This window comes from Paraclostridium bifermentans (assembly GCF_964259345.1).
In the GTDB taxonomy this organism is placed as follows: Bacteria; Bacillota; Clostridia; order Peptostreptococcales; family Peptostreptococcaceae; genus Paraclostridium; species Paraclostridium bifermentans_B.
This window is the reverse complement of the sequence record NZ_CAXVJR010000004.1, coordinates 351,315-366,336: the sequence shown is the minus strand read 5'-3', so window position 1 is coordinate 366,336 and position 15,022 is coordinate 351,315. Positions and strand designations below refer to the sequence as shown.

At 26.8% G+C, this 15,022-nt stretch carries 15 protein-coding genes and 1 pseudogene; 5 read left to right on the top strand and 11 right to left on the bottom strand.

What is annotated here, in order from left to right; translation table 11 throughout:
- Positions 1-61: 61 nt before the first annotated feature.
- Positions 62-1,954, bottom strand: a complete 1,893-nt coding sequence (locus tag ACEXNK_RS10195; RefSeq protein WP_373601408.1) for a tetratricopeptide repeat protein — start codon at positions 1,952-1,954, stop codon at positions 62-64.
- A 153-nt stretch (positions 1,955-2,107) separates the two neighbouring features.
- Here ACEXNK_RS10195 and ACEXNK_RS10190 point away from each other — a divergent pair, with 153 nt between their 5' ends.
- Complete coding sequence (locus tag ACEXNK_RS10190) at positions 2,108-2,260, top strand: hypothetical protein (RefSeq protein WP_373601409.1); 153 nt, start codon at positions 2,108-2,110, stop codon at positions 2,258-2,260.
- 41 nt (positions 2,261-2,301) lie between these two features.
- On the opposite strand, the gene ACEXNK_RS10185 is transcribed toward ACEXNK_RS10190, so the two are convergent.
- Together ACEXNK_RS10185 and ACEXNK_RS10180 are read right to left on the bottom strand one after the other, a co-directional pair.
- On the bottom strand, positions 2,302-2,535 hold the full coding sequence (locus tag ACEXNK_RS10185; protein ID WP_373601410.1) for a hypothetical protein: 234 nt from the start codon (positions 2,533-2,535) through the stop codon (positions 2,302-2,304).
- A 90-nt stretch (positions 2,536-2,625) separates the two neighbouring features.
- Positions 2,626-2,901 (bottom strand): hypothetical protein, encoded by a 276-nt coding sequence (locus tag ACEXNK_RS10180; protein WP_373601411.1) that lies wholly within the window; start codon positions 2,899-2,901, stop codon positions 2,626-2,628.
- A gap of 536 nt (positions 2,902-3,437) precedes the next feature.
- Here ACEXNK_RS10180 and ACEXNK_RS10175 point away from each other — a divergent pair.
- Positions 3,438-4,760: an MFS transporter gene (locus ACEXNK_RS10175; protein WP_373601091.1), complete on the top strand. Its 1,323-nt coding sequence runs from the start codon at positions 3,438-3,440 to the stop codon at positions 4,758-4,760.
- Positions 4,761-4,931: 171 nt separating this feature from the next.
- Entirely contained in the window at positions 4,932-5,699 is a 768-nt protein-coding gene (locus ACEXNK_RS10170; protein ID WP_373601092.1) for a lysophospholipid acyltransferase family protein, read from the top strand.
- A 17-nt stretch (positions 5,700-5,716) separates the two neighbouring features.
- Here ACEXNK_RS10170 and ACEXNK_RS10165 read toward each other — a convergent pair whose 3' ends face one another.
- The 6 genes and pseudogenes from ACEXNK_RS10165 to ACEXNK_RS10140 all read right to left on the bottom strand — a co-directional run bounded on the left by ACEXNK_RS10165 (position 5,717) and on the right by ACEXNK_RS10140 (position 11,670).
- Positions 5,717-6,148 (bottom strand): MOSC domain-containing protein, encoded by a 432-nt coding sequence (locus tag ACEXNK_RS10165; protein WP_373601093.1) that lies wholly within the window; start codon positions 6,146-6,148, stop codon positions 5,717-5,719.
- Positions 6,141-7,001, bottom strand: a complete 861-nt coding sequence (locus tag ACEXNK_RS10160; RefSeq protein ID WP_373601094.1) for a radical SAM protein — start codon at positions 6,999-7,001, stop codon at positions 6,141-6,143. The genes ACEXNK_RS10165 and ACEXNK_RS10160 overlap by 8 nt, the downstream gene beginning before the upstream one ends.
- A 24-nt stretch (positions 7,002-7,025) precedes the next feature.
- Positions 7,026-7,832, bottom strand: coding sequence for an XdhC family protein (locus ACEXNK_RS10155; RefSeq protein ID WP_373601095.1), 807 nt, complete (start codon positions 7,830-7,832; stop codon positions 7,026-7,028).
- The gene (gene yqeB, locus ACEXNK_RS10150; protein ID WP_373601096.1) at positions 7,832-8,644 is read right to left on the bottom strand and encodes a selenium-dependent molybdenum cofactor biosynthesis protein YqeB; all 813 of its coding nucleotides are present in this window, start codon (positions 8,642-8,644) and stop codon (positions 7,832-7,834) included. Before yqeB ends, ACEXNK_RS10155 begins: the two co-directional genes overlap by 1 nt.
- A 139-nt stretch (positions 8,645-8,783) precedes the next feature.
- A pseudogene (nhaA, locus tag ACEXNK_RS10145) lies at positions 8,784-9,941 on the bottom strand (Na+/H+ antiporter NhaA); the annotation flags it as partial.
- Positions 9,942-10,281: 340 nt separating this feature from the next.
- On the bottom strand, positions 10,282-11,670 hold the full coding sequence (locus ACEXNK_RS10140) for a YfcC family protein (RefSeq protein ID WP_373601097.1): 1,389 nt from the start codon (positions 11,668-11,670) through the stop codon (positions 10,282-10,284).
- Positions 11,671-11,832: 162 nt separating this feature from the next.
- Between ACEXNK_RS10140 and ACEXNK_RS10135 the strand changes: the two genes are divergently transcribed.
- A complete protein-coding gene (locus tag ACEXNK_RS10135; protein ID WP_373601098.1) occupies positions 11,833-12,315 on the top strand; it encodes a permease in 483 nt (160 codons plus the stop codon).
- Positions 12,312-12,827 carry a permease gene (locus tag ACEXNK_RS10130; protein WP_373601596.1) on the top strand — a complete coding sequence of 172 codons (516 nt, stop codon included), beginning with the start codon at positions 12,312-12,314 and terminating at the stop codon, positions 12,825-12,827. The genes ACEXNK_RS10135 and ACEXNK_RS10130 overlap by 4 nt, the downstream gene beginning before the upstream one ends.
- Positions 12,828-12,844: 17 nt before the next feature.
- On the opposite strand, the gene ACEXNK_RS10125 is transcribed toward ACEXNK_RS10130, so the two are convergent.
- Positions 12,845-13,909 (bottom strand): M42 family metallopeptidase, encoded by a 1,065-nt coding sequence (locus tag ACEXNK_RS10125; protein ID WP_373601099.1) that lies wholly within the window; start codon positions 13,907-13,909, stop codon positions 12,845-12,847.
- A 96-nt stretch (positions 13,910-14,005) separates the two neighbouring features.
- Positions 14,006-14,923 carry a G5 and 3D domain-containing protein gene (locus ACEXNK_RS10120; RefSeq protein ID WP_373601100.1) on the bottom strand — a complete coding sequence of 306 codons (918 nt, stop codon included), beginning with the start codon at positions 14,921-14,923 and terminating at the stop codon, positions 14,006-14,008.
- Positions 14,924-15,022: the final 99 nt, after the last annotated feature.

Genomic DNA, 15,022 nt, shown 5'->3' with positions numbered 1-15,022 from the left:
ATAAAAAACAAATGTAGAACAAATGTTCGAATACTGTTTTTTACCCACTTTTTATATTGTTTTATTTAGTTATACTATCTATATTAAACTCTAATATATTATCTACAATCATATTAGTGAGTTTATTTTCATATAACTCTCCTAAATTCTCTTCTATATATAATATATATTTAGGAACATAATCATCTTCTTCAGAATTTAAACTAATAGTTTCAAATGGAGCAATTAAAATTTGATCAAAATTTAAAATCAAATGTGGAAGCTTATTAAAAACTTCTTCGCTATTATCATATTTCTCATCAGCAAGCTTCTCATAAGCTTCATAACTCTTTTTATAGTATAAGCTAGCTAGCATGTATTCACATTTTTTATTACCTATTTTAGAACCCTCTTTAAAGTACTTTTCAGCTTCAGAGTCTTCATTTAATTTCAAACTTAATTGTCCTAAGTTAAATATAGACTCTATACATTCTTTTAATCTAGCTTTTTCATACCAATATTTAGCGCTTGTATAATCTTTATAATATATACTGAAAATTATGCCTAGCATATGTTGAGAATAAGTGTTATCATCATTTGCTGGAGCTTCAAACATTTTTTTAGCAAGTTCATAGTTTTCATCCTCAAATGCTATTTTACCAAGGTGGATTCTAGCATTTATATGTCCATTTTCAACAGCTTGTTCGTAATACTTACTTGCTTGTTCATAATTTTGAAGATTCTCATATATAATTCCTAATCTATATAAAGATTCTATATCATTACCCTGAGCTGCCATTTCATAATATTTGATAGCATGTTCATAATCTTTTAATTCCTCGTATATATTTGCTAGTTTTATTTGAACAGAAATTAGATAATCTAGTTTCAAGTAAGTTGATATAGCTTTGTCGATTTCTTTTGTTTGAACATATAGATCTCCTAAGTTTTCAATAGCTTCTTTTATACCAAGTTCAATAGCTTTTTCATAAAGAGTTTTAGCCTCATCATAGTTTTTCTCTTCAAATAAGATACCAGCTAAATTATTAGTAGCTTGTATTATATTCTGATTTGAAGCTTCTTTATAAAGAGCCTTAGCTTCTTCTAACTCACCATCTTTATTATGTATGTTTGCAAGTTTATATCCAGCTAGAACTTTACCTTTTTCATATGCATATTCATAGTGTTTTTTAGCTTCATCATAACTTTCTTCTTCATCATATAAATAAGCTAATCTATAATTACATTCTATATGACCCTTATCTGCACCTTTTTTATAGTATATTTTAGCTTCTTCTATTTCTCCATCTTCTTCTAATAGTAACCCTAAATTATAACAAGCTTTTTCATATCCACCTTTATATAGTTGCTTATAATTAACTATTGCATCCTTAAAATCTTCATTTTTTTGGTACATTACCGCCAAATTATATTTTGCATAATTATTGCCTAATATAGAACCTCTCTTATAAGAATCCGTTGACTTTTCTAAGTCACCTAAATATTCATATAAAACACCTAGATTAAAAAATGCATCTGATAATTTGCCATTACTAGCTTCACTTAACCACTTTATAGATCTCTCGTAATCATTTAGCTTAAAATGAACTACTCCTAGATTATTCTGTGCTTTTAAATGCCCTAACATAGCTATTTTTTCATACCAGTATATTGAATATTCATAAGCATTTAATTTGTAATACATGTTACCTAGATCATAAGCTGCATCCTCTACCCCATTCTTAAATGCTAGCTTAAACCATTTTTCAGACTCTTCAAAGTTATCATTAGCTTTATATATTTTAGCTAATGTGTATTGTGCCTTACTGTAATTATTATTAGAAGCTTGAATTAATAATTCGATAGCTTCATCCATCTTTCCTATTTTCATATAAAGATTTGCTTTAGCATATAAAACCTTAGAGTCTGTTGGTATATCTTTTATTTTTCTTATTTTAGATTTAATGTTATTCATAAATTACTCTATACCTACCTTTTATATTTATCCTTATACAATATTTTACCATATTAAGTATATATTATATTAGTTAAAGTTTTGTATCAATTTAATAGTTGTGTATTTTTTTATTGTATATTGCTATAATCTTAAATAGATAGGAGGTTTAATATGGATTTAGATTTATTATTTAAAATATTATTAACTATAGTAGCTTTGGGAATATTGGTTAAAAGTATTAAATTTATTACTAATTTATTATTTAAAATAGCATTAGTAGGACTTTGTTTTCTATTTTTATATAATTTATTAGTTGCTATTTAATTTAAAAATAAAAGTAACCACTAAATTTAGTGGTTACTTAGTTATTTAATACTATTTAAATCTATGTATGCTTCAATTTGAGGAATATACAACATATTATCCTTTATATGTGTATTCCCAAACTCTTTTAATTCTAAACCTTTTTCATCTTTAGTTATTCTATATTTAACAACTTGATTTTCTTCATTTATATCTCCAAAAAAGTATGTGCCTTCGTATTGTTTAAATCTAAAATTAAAATTATCTTTAGTTAGTTTTATCTTTAAATTGTTCATAATGTAATCCTTTCAAATAAATATAATTGATTAACACTATATTATAAGAATTTTTTTATTTATTCAAGGTATTAAATAAATTTATTTGTTTTAATCTATACTTATTTTTATATAATCATCATTTTTAGTATGTACATTAGCAATCTCTCCACTTAGATTATAATCTAATGCATCAATTATAACTTTAGATAAATTTTCCATATCAATTACATCATTTTTAAAATTCAACCAATTAAATCCATTGATACTAATCATTCTTTTTACAAACTCAGTTGGAAATTTCAAGTTAATTTTATCTCCATCTCTAGATAATATTTTTATTTTAAATAATTTTTCTTCTTTAACACTTTTAAAATTTCTAGCCATCTTATCCCCCTTATTTATAAAATTTAGTAATACAATAATATGATATATGATCATTTAAATATAACTTTTTTTGTTACATATACACTGCAATTTATATAAATTAGATTTTTTTTAGTTTAAATCTTTGTTTTTTGAAAAAAATTTTTAAAATTAAATTATCCTAAAAAAAGACAGTATTTTGTAATCCTTTTTTAAATGTATATGTTAGATATATAATTTCGAAAATTTGATTCAATTTTATATTAAAAAAATTTAATTGTTTTTATTAATAATATAAATGATTTTTTAGATTTCACATAAAAATATAAGGTGTATACCTGTATACATCTAAAAAAAGTATACATCATACATAAAAAAAGAAAATAAGTTTTCTTATTAATTATTTTTTAAAATATATATAATTTTGTATATATTCTTTATATTTTATGATATATTGAAAAATTTCCCAAAAGTTGTAAACTTAAAGTGTAATTAGGAAACATTTTCCTAATTACGCTTTAGTCTTAATAAATTTTTAGGAAATGTGAGGGTATTTTATGAATCAACAAGAAGCAAAAAGATTTAATTTTAACAGCTGGGCTTATATTATCAGTTATGCCTTTATGGGGCTTATGGCTGGAGTTGCATTTGATGTATTAGTTACATTCTTGCAACAAGTTAACATTGGAACTGCTAGTTCATTCTCTACTTTTATGGGGTTAAGCAGTTTCGTATGTGCTGCTATTGTATTATTAGTTCCAAAGTTAGGATATAAAAAGGTAATTTTATCTGGTCCTATCATGACAATAGTTGCACTATTATCTATATCATACATAGATGTTAATCTCATTTATCCAGTAGCTACTTTAGCAATATTAGTAGGAGTTACATTATTTGATGTTGTTCTTCCTCCTTATCTTACTGCTTATACGGATGAAGAAAATAGAACTAAAGTTTTCTCTAGAGCAATGTACATAAACGTAATTGGTATGGCTGCTGCAACTTTTTTTGGTGGTACAATTACAGTTGCTAGATTCGCTAGCAGATTAGGTATTTCTAGTGATCAAGCAAGTGCTCTAACAGAAAATTTAAAAAATCTATCTCCTGAACAAATGCACCAATTCATTTTATCACAAAGAGACGTACTACTTATGTTCGTTGTTATAGCTGCTTTATCTCTTATACCGCTATTATTTATAAAAGAGAAAAAAGAAGATTATTTTGAAGAAACTCATGAAAAAAGAAACTTTGATTGGTCTATATTTAAAAATAAATACGTTTTATTATGGTTAGTATACTTTGCAATGATAAGATTCGGAGCTTCTCTAATCTGTCCATATTTCTCAGTATTCTTAAATAATGAACTTGGAATATCTAGAGCTACTACTTCACATTTAGTATCTTATCAATATATCGCAATGGTAATATTCTTATATATCTCTCCATGGGTTGTTAAAAAACTTGGTAATGTTATAGCTCTTGGAGGATTAGCATTATTATCTATACCATTTATGTTAATAATAGCAAATGGTAACGCATTTGGAGGAGCTATGGTTTTAGCTGTTGGAGCAGGATTGTTCTTTAGATCAGGCTTAATGAATTGCGCAAACCCTATAATGAACTCTCTTCCAATGGAGTTTGTTCCTAAAAATTTAAGACCAGCTTACAACTCAATAATATTTGTAGCTGGTGGTATTACATCAATAATAGCAGGAGAGTTTACTAAGTTATTCTTATTTAAACTACCTGGTGGTTATTCAAAAGCTTATTATATAACTGGTGTTATATATGCATTAGCAGCAATATTATTAATAGTTGTATATACTAAAAAATATAATAGACATGGACATGATAATAAAAAAGAAGATCATGTTGCTTAAAAATAAAAAAGGAACTATTATAGTTCCTTTTTTATTTTCATTATATCCCTATTTATATAAAATGAAATAAAGCTTTTATATAATTTTATTTTATGATAAAATCATTCTAGTATATAATTAAATATTCATGTAGTATTTACAGTCTATATATAAAAGAGGGGATTGATTAAATTGATTAATTATATTAAATTTGCTATTTTTCAAATTATAGCATTTATATTATCTATTTTTAGATTGAATAAATATTTAAAATTTCCTGATAAGTACACAATGGAAAATAAGTTCAGCTTTTTAAAAAATCAAGCTAGTAATTCTTTAAAACTAGTAAATATAAATGTTGATGTATTAGGAAGAGATAAAATTCCAAAAGAACCAGTATTATTTGTAATAAATCACTCTAGTATGTTAGATAGCTATATACTAGTTTCTAATATAGATAGACCTATAGGGTGCATAATAGCAGACGAGCCTGTATGGAAAAAAATGCCTATAGTCAATAAATGGGCTTCAGTAATACGCTGTATATATATTGATAGACATGATAATCGAAAAGGCTTAAAGAGCATTATAGAAGCTTCTAACGCTATTAAGGATGGTCATAGTATGGCAGTATTTCCTGAAGGTGATTTATCATGGGTTAGAGATCCTAAATCTTTAATATCAGAATTTAAAAGTGGAGCTTTAAAAATTGCTTATAAAGCAAAATGTCCAATAGTACCTTTAGTTATTAAAAACTCTAGAGAGACATATAGTGGATATGAACCTATAGGCAAAATTAAATCCTTAAATGTAGAAATTGAATTTTTAGATCCTGTATATTCTCATATACATAATCCTAAAATTAAAACTATAGACTTAGGCGAAAGCATACGTGAGGATATGATAGACTCTATACTTGAATTCAATGATCGATATACTGAAAAAGCTGTATCTATATAGATACAGCTTTTTACTATTTATAATAATATTATTTCATCATTCGGATATATAAATCCCTCTTTTATAACTTTAACAAAAATTCCTTCTCTTGGCATAACACAATCACCAGTTTTTTTCTTAATCTCACATCCACCATGACATTTTTTACCTATTTGTGTTACTTCTACTTCACATTGACCTATAGAAAGTCTTTGGCCTACAGGTAGCTTATATACATCAATACCTTCAGTAGTAATATTTTCTGCAAAATCTCCGAATTTTAATTCATCAAATCCTTTTTCTTTCATCTTATCTATACTTTCTTTTGCAAGTAAACTTATCTGTCTATGCCAATTACTTGCATGTGCATCTCCTACTATACCATGATCAATTCTTAGCTCAGCTTCATTTATAGGTATTTTTATTACACCTTTTTTATTACTTATGTTTATTGATACAACTCTAGCCATAATAAGCCCCACTTTCAATACTATTTTTATTTTTAGAAGATATAGTTTCTTTTAATATTTCTTTAAACATAAGAGGTTTATTTATATAATTTTTAACGTCGATTCCACTTGATGAATGAATACAAGTTTTTATATACCCATTACAGTCTAAAAATAATTCATTACAACCTTTACATAGCTCTAGGTTATTATGAGTATCTAAACTTACTATCCCTTTAGAGTCAGGTAATTTATAGTATTTTCTTCTCAAGTTTACATAATTTAATTCTTGTAATCCATCTATTTTTTTAATTATTTCTTCTATATTTACATATCCATTTTTAAATAAATTAATATCATTTGGATTTGGGATTAATTCAGAAAATGAAATTTCTACAGGTAAAAATTTTGATAAATTGACAAAATCTAGTATTTCATCAGTATTAAAATCTTTTATAAGAGTACATATTATTTTTGTATTCAATTTAGCATTTATACATTTGTACATGGTTTCTAGTACTTCGTTTATATTTATATTGTGATTAAGTTTTTTGTACTTATATTGTTTTAAAGATTCTAATCTAAGAGATATATTAGACAATCCGTATGATTTCAATTTACTAATCCTACTTTCTATTCCAAATCCATCAGTAATTACACCTATATAGTCAACTTTACATGTATTTTTTATATAATTAATTAGTTCATATAATCTTATTTCTTCTATATTATCTTCTAAATCTAAGTCTATATCATTTATTCCTAGTTTACATAATCCATCTATAATAAACTTTAAATCATCAATACTTAATATTGAGTTTCTACCTAATGATATAATAATTCTATTTATTTCTCTATTATATCTATCTTTCATATTACAACACCTCTTTATAAGAAGTTATTTTCTCTTCTTATCTTTTCTATGAGAAAGTTCTCCATTATTTTTAACTAATAAAACCTCAGCCATTATACCAAATGCAATTTCTTCTACACTATTTGAAGATATATTAAGTCCTACAGGAGCATATATATTTTCTAGCAAATTTTTATTAATACCTTCTTCTAAAAGCTCTTCTTTTAAAGATTTCCATTTTTTACTACTGCCAATCATACCTATATATGCTGCATCTGAATCTATTATTTCTCTCAAAGCTTCTATGTCTTTTTCATATCCTCTTGTAGCTATTACCACATAAGTATTATCATTTACATTTATATTTTTCAATATATCTTTTATGTTTCCGTGGTAAATTTCATCTGCATTTTTAAATCTTTCTTTATTTGCAAATTCTTGTCTATCATCGACTATAATAGTATAAAATTCTAAGTTTCTTGATATATTATATAATGCGTTACCTACATGTCCAGCTCCTATAATTAATAGTTTAGGTTTAGGGTTAAACACTTTAATATATCCTTTAATATATCCACCACATTTCATTGTAGTTTCTAATGATTCTTCATTTAAAGAATATTCAAAGTTATAATCTTCACCTTTACTAATACATTCTCTACATTTATTTATAACAGCATGTTCAACTAATCCCCCTCCAATAGTACCCATTATGCTTTCATCCTTAAAAAAAGCCATTGTAGCACCTTGCTTTCCAGGACTAGATCCTCTAACTTCTGTTAATGTCACAAAGCAAACTCTATTTCCTTTTTGTAACTCATTATAAATTTTTTTTAGTATTTCTTCATTCATTATATATCACTCCAATTCATCAGCATAGCCTCTAATACTCCCCCAGCTATACATCGTGCCTTATCCGATATTGTGTCACAATTTTTAATTTCATCAATACGAGGATCTATATCTGCAATTTTTAATCCTTTGTTTACCTTACTTTTGTTTCGTATAATACCTCGTAATACTCCATCAATAGTAGCTTTTATCTCTATAATTGTATTACCCTTATTTATAGTAGCTATAACTTGATTTTTTTTAACAACATCTCCTATGTTACATATGTTATTTATAATTCCTGATTCTTTCGAGTATATAACTCTTTCACTGCTAACTCCATTTATACTTCCCGGAATACCTGTATTTTTAATAGCTATACCTTTATCTATAACTCTACCTAGATCATGACCTCTCATTGTTTCTATTACAAAATCAACATCTTTTCCAGCTGAAAACCCAGGACCCAGTCCTATTGTAATCGGAGCCATATTAATATGAGTTCCTAAATTTCTTTTTGCAATTATAGCATCTATAACAACCTTTGGTTTTAATTCATTTATAAAATGTCCTTCCGGATCAATAGCAACACAAACTTTACCAAGATTAAAAGCTTCACTTAACTCATCTTTACTTTTTATAAATTTACATTTAACATTTTCTATGATTACTTCACCTTCATAAATAGCTTCACTAAAGCACACATTTCTTCTTATTGATAATGGTTTTTCAACCTCTAAGGCTAATACATTGAATCCACATCTATTTAGCTTGTGAATTACACCTGTTGCTATATCTCCTGCACCTCTAACTATAATGAGCTTGTTAGTCATTTGCTCCCCCTTACAAAATTAATATATTACTATCATTATACAATAATATTGATATAAATTATAATAATTTTATGGTTTATAGAAATAAAATCTTATAAGTAAAAAGCGAATATCTAAATTATAGACATTCGCTTTTTACTTATTTATTTAAAATAATATTTTTTGATTTTTTAAAACTAACTTTGTAATATAGTTTAGATAATTTAGGCATCATTTCTATAGCTAAATATGCTGTTGTACAAGAAATAACAGAAGCTATAAGTATTGAAAACTTAGCTAAATTTATTACTTGTACATTTCCTTCAAATGCGATTTCTGTTACAAATATAGACATTGTAAATCCTATACCTGCTATTAAAGAAACTAAAAATATAGATGACCATCTAGCACCTTTTGGTTTTTCTGCAATATGAAGCTTTGTAGATATGTAAGTAAATAACATTATCCCTAAAGGCTTTCCAATAACAAGTCCCAATATAATCCCTTTCATTAAATTACTTGCATTTGCTATTTCAAAACTTATATCTAAACTTATACCTGTATTTGAAAAAGCAAATAGTGGCAGTATAACGAAATTACATACTGGTGTAAAGTAATGTTCTACCTTTTCAGAAATATTATGTTTATTACTTTTATCTTTTACCTTTGTTGGTAGCATCATAGCCAGTATAACTCCAGCTATAGTTGCATGTATTCCACTTAAATAAAGTGATCCCCATAAAAGTAACCCTAATATTAAATATGGTACTAAAGAATCTTTTTTGCTTAATTTGTTTAATAACGCTATAAAACATACAATTACTAATGCCATTCCTAGAGCATAGTAGTTAAAATCTGATGAATATAAAATAGCGATCATAAGTATTGATAGTAAATCATCTACAACAGCTAGTGATAATAAGAATACTTTTAATGATGAATTTAATTTATTTTTAAATATCATAAATACTCCTACTGCAAAAGCTATATCTGTAGATATCGGTATCCCAACGCCTGAAGAATATGGAGTTTTCAAGTTGAATAAGAAAAATATTATTGCTGGAAAAATAACTCCACCACAAGCAGCTAATATAGGAAATGCGGCCTTTTTTATATTAGAAAGGTGACCGTATAAAATTTCCTTTTTAATTTCACATCCTACTACTAAAAAAAACATAGCCATAAAAAAGTCATTTACAATCATATGTAAATTAAAATGATTAAAAACTATTATTTCTTCAAATAAATAATGGTATAAATTTTTAAAAGGACTATTTGCAATTATTAATGCAAATATAGTTGCTATGCAAAGTAATACTCCTGGTAAACGCCTCTGATTCTGTTAATTTTAACTTTTTATTGCTTGTATTTAGCCCCTCGATGTTTTGACAATCTAAATTCATTTTATTCTCCCCCTTAATTATGCAATATCAAAACTCAACATTAATTCTAGTACAATATAGTTCGTATTTCTAGTATATTTCAAATATATAATATAAATTTCGTTTTACTTTTTTCGTCATTTTAGTACAAACTTACATTTTATGATTTAAACATTCGTACTTTTAAAATTCCACAAGTATAAAAAATCAAATTTAACCTGTTATTTGAATTAAAATTTAAAATCTTTGTTGTTTTTTGACAATAGTATTATTTTATCAAAAGCCTATAAACTGTCCTATTGTTAAAAATACCATACTTGCTAATGTAAGTATTATTAATATAGGAATTACAAATTTCACCCATTTTGAATAAGGTATATTTGCAAGTGCTAAAGCGCCCATCAATACACCCGATGTCGGAGTTATAAGATTGGTAATTCCAACCCCAAACTGATAAGCAGTTACTATTAGTTGAACAGAAACTCCAACTAAATCTGAAAGAGGAGCTAATACAGGTATAGTAAGTGATGCAAGTCCTGATGATGAAGGTATTAAAAATGCTAATAATCCTTCTAGAACTAACGTTAAATTCACAAAGACAACCTTAGGTAAACTTTGTAAGAAGCTTGCAGCTGAATTTAATAATGTATCTATTATAAATCCATTTTGAGCTACTATTACAATTCCTCTCGCTAGAGCTATAACCAATGCAGCAGACACTAGATCTTTAGACCCTTCTATAAAAGATTTTGCAATATCTTCTTGATTTATTCCACCAATTATACCTGATAGTATACCTATAGCCACAAATATCATTGCTATTTCAGATATATACCATCCTAAGTTTAATACTCCCCAAATCATTATCCCCATACCTATTACAAATATAGATAAAACTCCAATTTCCTTAACTGTAAAATCCTTTATGTTAGAATCTTCCATATGTAAGTGTTTTTTTGTTTTTAAATCAAATTCATAAACTATAGAACTTTCGGGATTTTGTTTTATTTTAGTTGCATAAATCATTACAAATATAATAGATATACTCATTAAAGCAATAAATATAATAGTTCTAAATCCGATACCTGAACCAGGAGTTATTTGAGCTAATGCCTGTGCTATTCCAACTGAAAATGGATTTATAGTAGATGATATAGTTCCAGTAACTGATCCTATAAAAACCGTCGCTACAGCTGTCAATGAGTCATATCCTATAGATAGCATTAATGGTACAAATATCATATAAAAAGGAAGAGTTTCCTCTGCCATACCAAAGGTAGTTCCTCCAAGTCCAAATAAAAACATTGATATAGGAATTATTATAACCTCTTTACCCTTAAGCTTTTTAACAACTTCATTTATTCCAGCTTCTATAGCTCCTGTTTTATTAACTATTCCAAATGATCCACCAACTAGAAGCACAAAACCTACAATTTCTGCTGCATCTACAAATCCATCTATTGGAGCCTTAAATATGGCTTCTATTCCTTGTGGTGATTTTTTTACACTTTGATAAGTTCCAGGAATAACAACCATTCTATTATCTATTTCCTCTCTTTGAAATTCCCCACTCGGAACTATCCAGGTTAATATAGACATAACTACTATAAGTAAAAATATTATAGTAAATGTATGAGGTATAACTAATTTTTTTCTTTTTTTCATAATGAGTAATGCTTCCTCCTTAAAATGAATCGTTTATATTAGTTATTACCATTTTTAAAATTTATATATTTATTAAATTAATTTATAAAATTCAACCTTAAAATTAGAACAAACAAATATCAAGCATCATATTATAGGAATTATAAAGTGGAGGTATTTTTTATGATTTCTTTTATCGCTTATACACTATGTTTTTTACTTCTATTAATTTCATTTGCTAAAGATAAGAAGAAAACAAAGGAGTCATTTTTTAAGGGTCTTAAATCATTGGAAAATATAATGCCTCAGTTTATTTTTATTGTGTTTATTATAAGCATGCTTCTTTCATTATTAGATACTGATGCAGTATCTAATATTATTGGTAATGAGTCGGGCGGAAAAGGAGTGATGTTATCATCAATATTTGGATCAATAACTACTATGCCTACCTTTGTAGCTTTTTCTATAGGAAATACATTGCTAAACTCTGGAGCTGGCTACTCTCAAGTTGTAGCTTTTATTTCTACCTCTACCCTCGTAGGTATATTGACATTTAACTTAGAGTCTAAGTATGTAGGAAAAAGGGTTGCATTTTATAGAAACTTGCTAGCTTTTGTATTCTCAATATTTATTTCAATAATAATAGGAAAGGTAATGATATTATGAATATAGCTCTAATTTTAAAAAAATATAAATATGTATTAGTAAGTATTTTTATTTTTTTAGTAATATATTTAATAAACAAACCTTTAGGTATAAATATATTCAACAATATTAAATTAAATATATTTCAAATGCTATCAATTTTACCTCCTATTATGATAATATTAAGTCTTCTAGATACATGGATTTCTAGAGAGTATTTTATTAAACATATGGGGCCAAATTCTGGATTTAAAGGGGTAATAATAGCTTTTTTAATAGCTTTTTTCTCAGCGGGTCCTATGTATGCTGCCTTTCCATTCGCTTCGGTTTTAGTAAAAAAAGGAGTTAAATTATCTAATATATTAATTTTCTTAAATGCATGGTGTGTAACTAAACTATCTACTTTAATCTTTGAATTTACATCTTTAGGTTTTAAATTCACCTTAATTAGACTTTTAGTTAATATACCCGGAATTATAATTATGGGATATATGATTGAATATGTTATAAATACTAAAAGGGCTATTGATTAACCAATAGCCCTTAATATCTAAAATTCTAATATTTTTTTATACTCATCATTATTTAATCTTTTTATAAACTCACTTATAAGTTTTACAGTATTATCATAATCATCTTGGTGTATTATACTAGCATGAGAGTGTATATATCTAGTAGGTATTCCTATACTTATACATGGAGCTCCATCATGAGCTACGTGCATTTGACTTGCATCTGTACCTCCTTGTGGAAGTGCATTTATTTGATAAGGTATTTCAAGTTCTTCTGCCAAGTCTACTAAATAATTTTTAAGTCCAACATGACCAACTAGTCCCCCATCAAATATATGTATTTGAGGTCCACAACCTAATTTTCCATTACCTAATCTAGTGTTATTTCCAGGAGTATCATTTGCTATACTTACATCTAACGAGAACCCTATATCTGGATTTATAACATTAGAAGTTGTTTTTGCTCCTCTACATCCCACTTCTTCTTGAACTGTTCCTACTGCATAAACAATATTATCATGGTTTCTATCATTTAATTCTTTTAAAATATCTATACATAAAGCACATCCCACTCTGTCATCCCAAGCTTTAGCTAATAAATATTTAGGATTTGCCATTTTAGAGAACTCAAAATATGGAGTTATCATATCACCCTGTCTTATACCTAATTTTTCAACGTCTTCTTTTGAGTCAACCCCTATATCTATAAACATATTATCTTTATCTATAGAATCTTTTGCATCTTTACTTGGTTTTCCACTTATAATCCCTATATATTCTTCACCTTTTGAAGTAGTTATTATAACTTTTTGGCTCAACATTACTTTTCCATTCCATCCACCTAGCGTTTGGAATGTTATAAATCCATTATCATCTATATTAGCCACTAAAAATCCAATTTCATCCATATGTCCAGCTAACATAACTTTAGGGCCATTTTCATTTCCAATCTTTTTACATATAAGACTTCCTAACTTATCTGTATTAATTTCATCTACAAAATCATTTATATATTCTTTCATTATATTTCTTACGTCTTTTTCATTTCCAGCTACTCCCTTTGCTTCTGTTAACCTTTTAAACATCTCTAACTGTCTATCCATAATAAATCCCCCTTAAATATATAGTCTATATAAATTATATATACTTTAAGGAGGTATTTCAATTATTTTCTAAATATTAGGAATAATTTCACTATATTAACCTTGAATATAAATATCTATAGTTCTTCTTCCCCAGTCATATGCTTGATTTTCACTATTCATAAATATGTCTATCTTGTTTCCTTTAATAGCACCTCCACAGTCTTCTGCTATAAATGTTTGTCCAAACTGTGGAATGTAAACTCTCGTTCCATAAGGTATAATTCTAGGATCAACCGCTATAGTTCCCCATTTAGGAACAGTTCCAGTCGCTGTTATAGTATCTCCTGCATAAGCAGTTGCAACTACTTGCATATGTCTTCCTGAAGCTGATGCGCTATTAGATGCAGCCACTGCTGTACTTGATGAATTTGAAGACTTATTACTAGAAGTATCATTGTTTACTTTTCTACTATTACTGCCTCTTGAAGTAGCTACTACAACTTCTTCAACTACTTTAGTTCCCTTTTTTATAATTTTATCTTTAGGTTCTTTTGAAACTATTTCTTTTGAAAAATTCTTTTCAACTAATTTACCATCATGGTAAACGACATCATACAATAAGCTATTTTTCCCATTTTCACCCTCTTGAGACACTACAGATTTTCCTTTAAGTATGCTTTTGTCATCTACTACTTTAGTTTCAAATTCAGTTTCTTTGTATTCTGATATTGTACCTGTTGATACATCAACTATCTCTACAATCATATCATCTTTTAATTGAGTTTCTTTACTTGTAGCCTTTTTTTTCTCTCCATCTGTTACCAAGTTAATTATATCTTTATTATCAAATTTTAACCCTTGTTCTTTTATAACTTCATCTATAGTATATTTGAAAGTAGAGATTTCTTTTGTTTCTTTATTTGTAACTATTTTTATATCTTTTTTAGCTGTCTCATATCCATAAAACAAACCTCCAATTATAGCTACAGTACTACATGTTCCTATTAAAATCTTTTTAGTTTTTAATTCCATGTACAATCTCCTTTCCTATTTTTATTAATCTTGTATAGTAATGTATATTATGGAAGAAATTAAAATATGTAACTTTTTTGTAACTATTTTCAAATTTTA

Bases quoted from the DNA above. Each gene is read 5' to 3' on its own strand.
- ACEXNK_RS10195 (WP_373601408.1), bottom strand. From the start codon at position 1,954: ATGAATAACATTAAATCTAAAATAAGAAAAATAAAAGATATACCAACA.
- ACEXNK_RS10190 (WP_373601409.1), top strand. From the start codon at position 2,108: ATGGATTTAGATTTATTATTTAAAATATTATTAACTATAGTAGCTTTG.
- ACEXNK_RS10185 (WP_373601410.1), bottom strand. From the start codon at position 2,535: ATGAACAATTTAAAGATAAAACTAACTAAAGATAATTTTAATTTTAGA.
- ACEXNK_RS10180 (WP_373601411.1), bottom strand. From the start codon at position 2,901: ATGGCTAGAAATTTTAAAAGTGTTAAAGAAGAAAAATTATTTAAAATA.
- ACEXNK_RS10175 (WP_373601091.1), top strand. From the start codon at position 3,438: ATGAATCAACAAGAAGCAAAAAGATTTAATTTTAACAGCTGGGCTTAT.
- ACEXNK_RS10165 (WP_373601093.1), bottom strand. From the start codon at position 6,148: ATGGCTAGAGTTGTATCAATAAACATAAGTAATAAAAAAGGTGTAATA.
- ACEXNK_RS10160 (WP_373601094.1), bottom strand. From the start codon at position 7,001: ATGAAAGATAGATATAATAGAGAAATAAATAGAATTATTATATCATTA.
- ACEXNK_RS10155 (WP_373601095.1), bottom strand. From the start codon at position 7,832: ATGAATGAAGAAATACTAAAAAAAATTTATAATGAGTTACAAAAAGGA.
- yqeB (WP_373601096.1), bottom strand. From the start codon at position 8,644: ATGACTAACAAGCTCATTATAGTTAGAGGTGCAGGAGATATAGCAACA.
- ACEXNK_RS10140 (WP_373601097.1), bottom strand. From the start codon at position 11,670: ATGAAAAAAAGAAAAAAATTAGTTATACCTCATACATTTACTATAATA.
- ACEXNK_RS10135 (WP_373601098.1), top strand. From the start codon at position 11,833: ATGATTTCTTTTATCGCTTATACACTATGTTTTTTACTTCTATTAATT.
- ACEXNK_RS10130 (WP_373601596.1), top strand. From the start codon at position 12,312: ATGAATATAGCTCTAATTTTAAAAAAATATAAATATGTATTAGTAAGT.
- ACEXNK_RS10125 (WP_373601099.1), bottom strand. From the start codon at position 13,909: ATGGATAGACAGTTAGAGATGTTTAAAAGGTTAACAGAAGCAAAGGGA.
- ACEXNK_RS10120 (WP_373601100.1), bottom strand. From the start codon at position 14,923: ATGGAATTAAAAACTAAAAAGATTTTAATAGGAACATGTAGTACTGTA.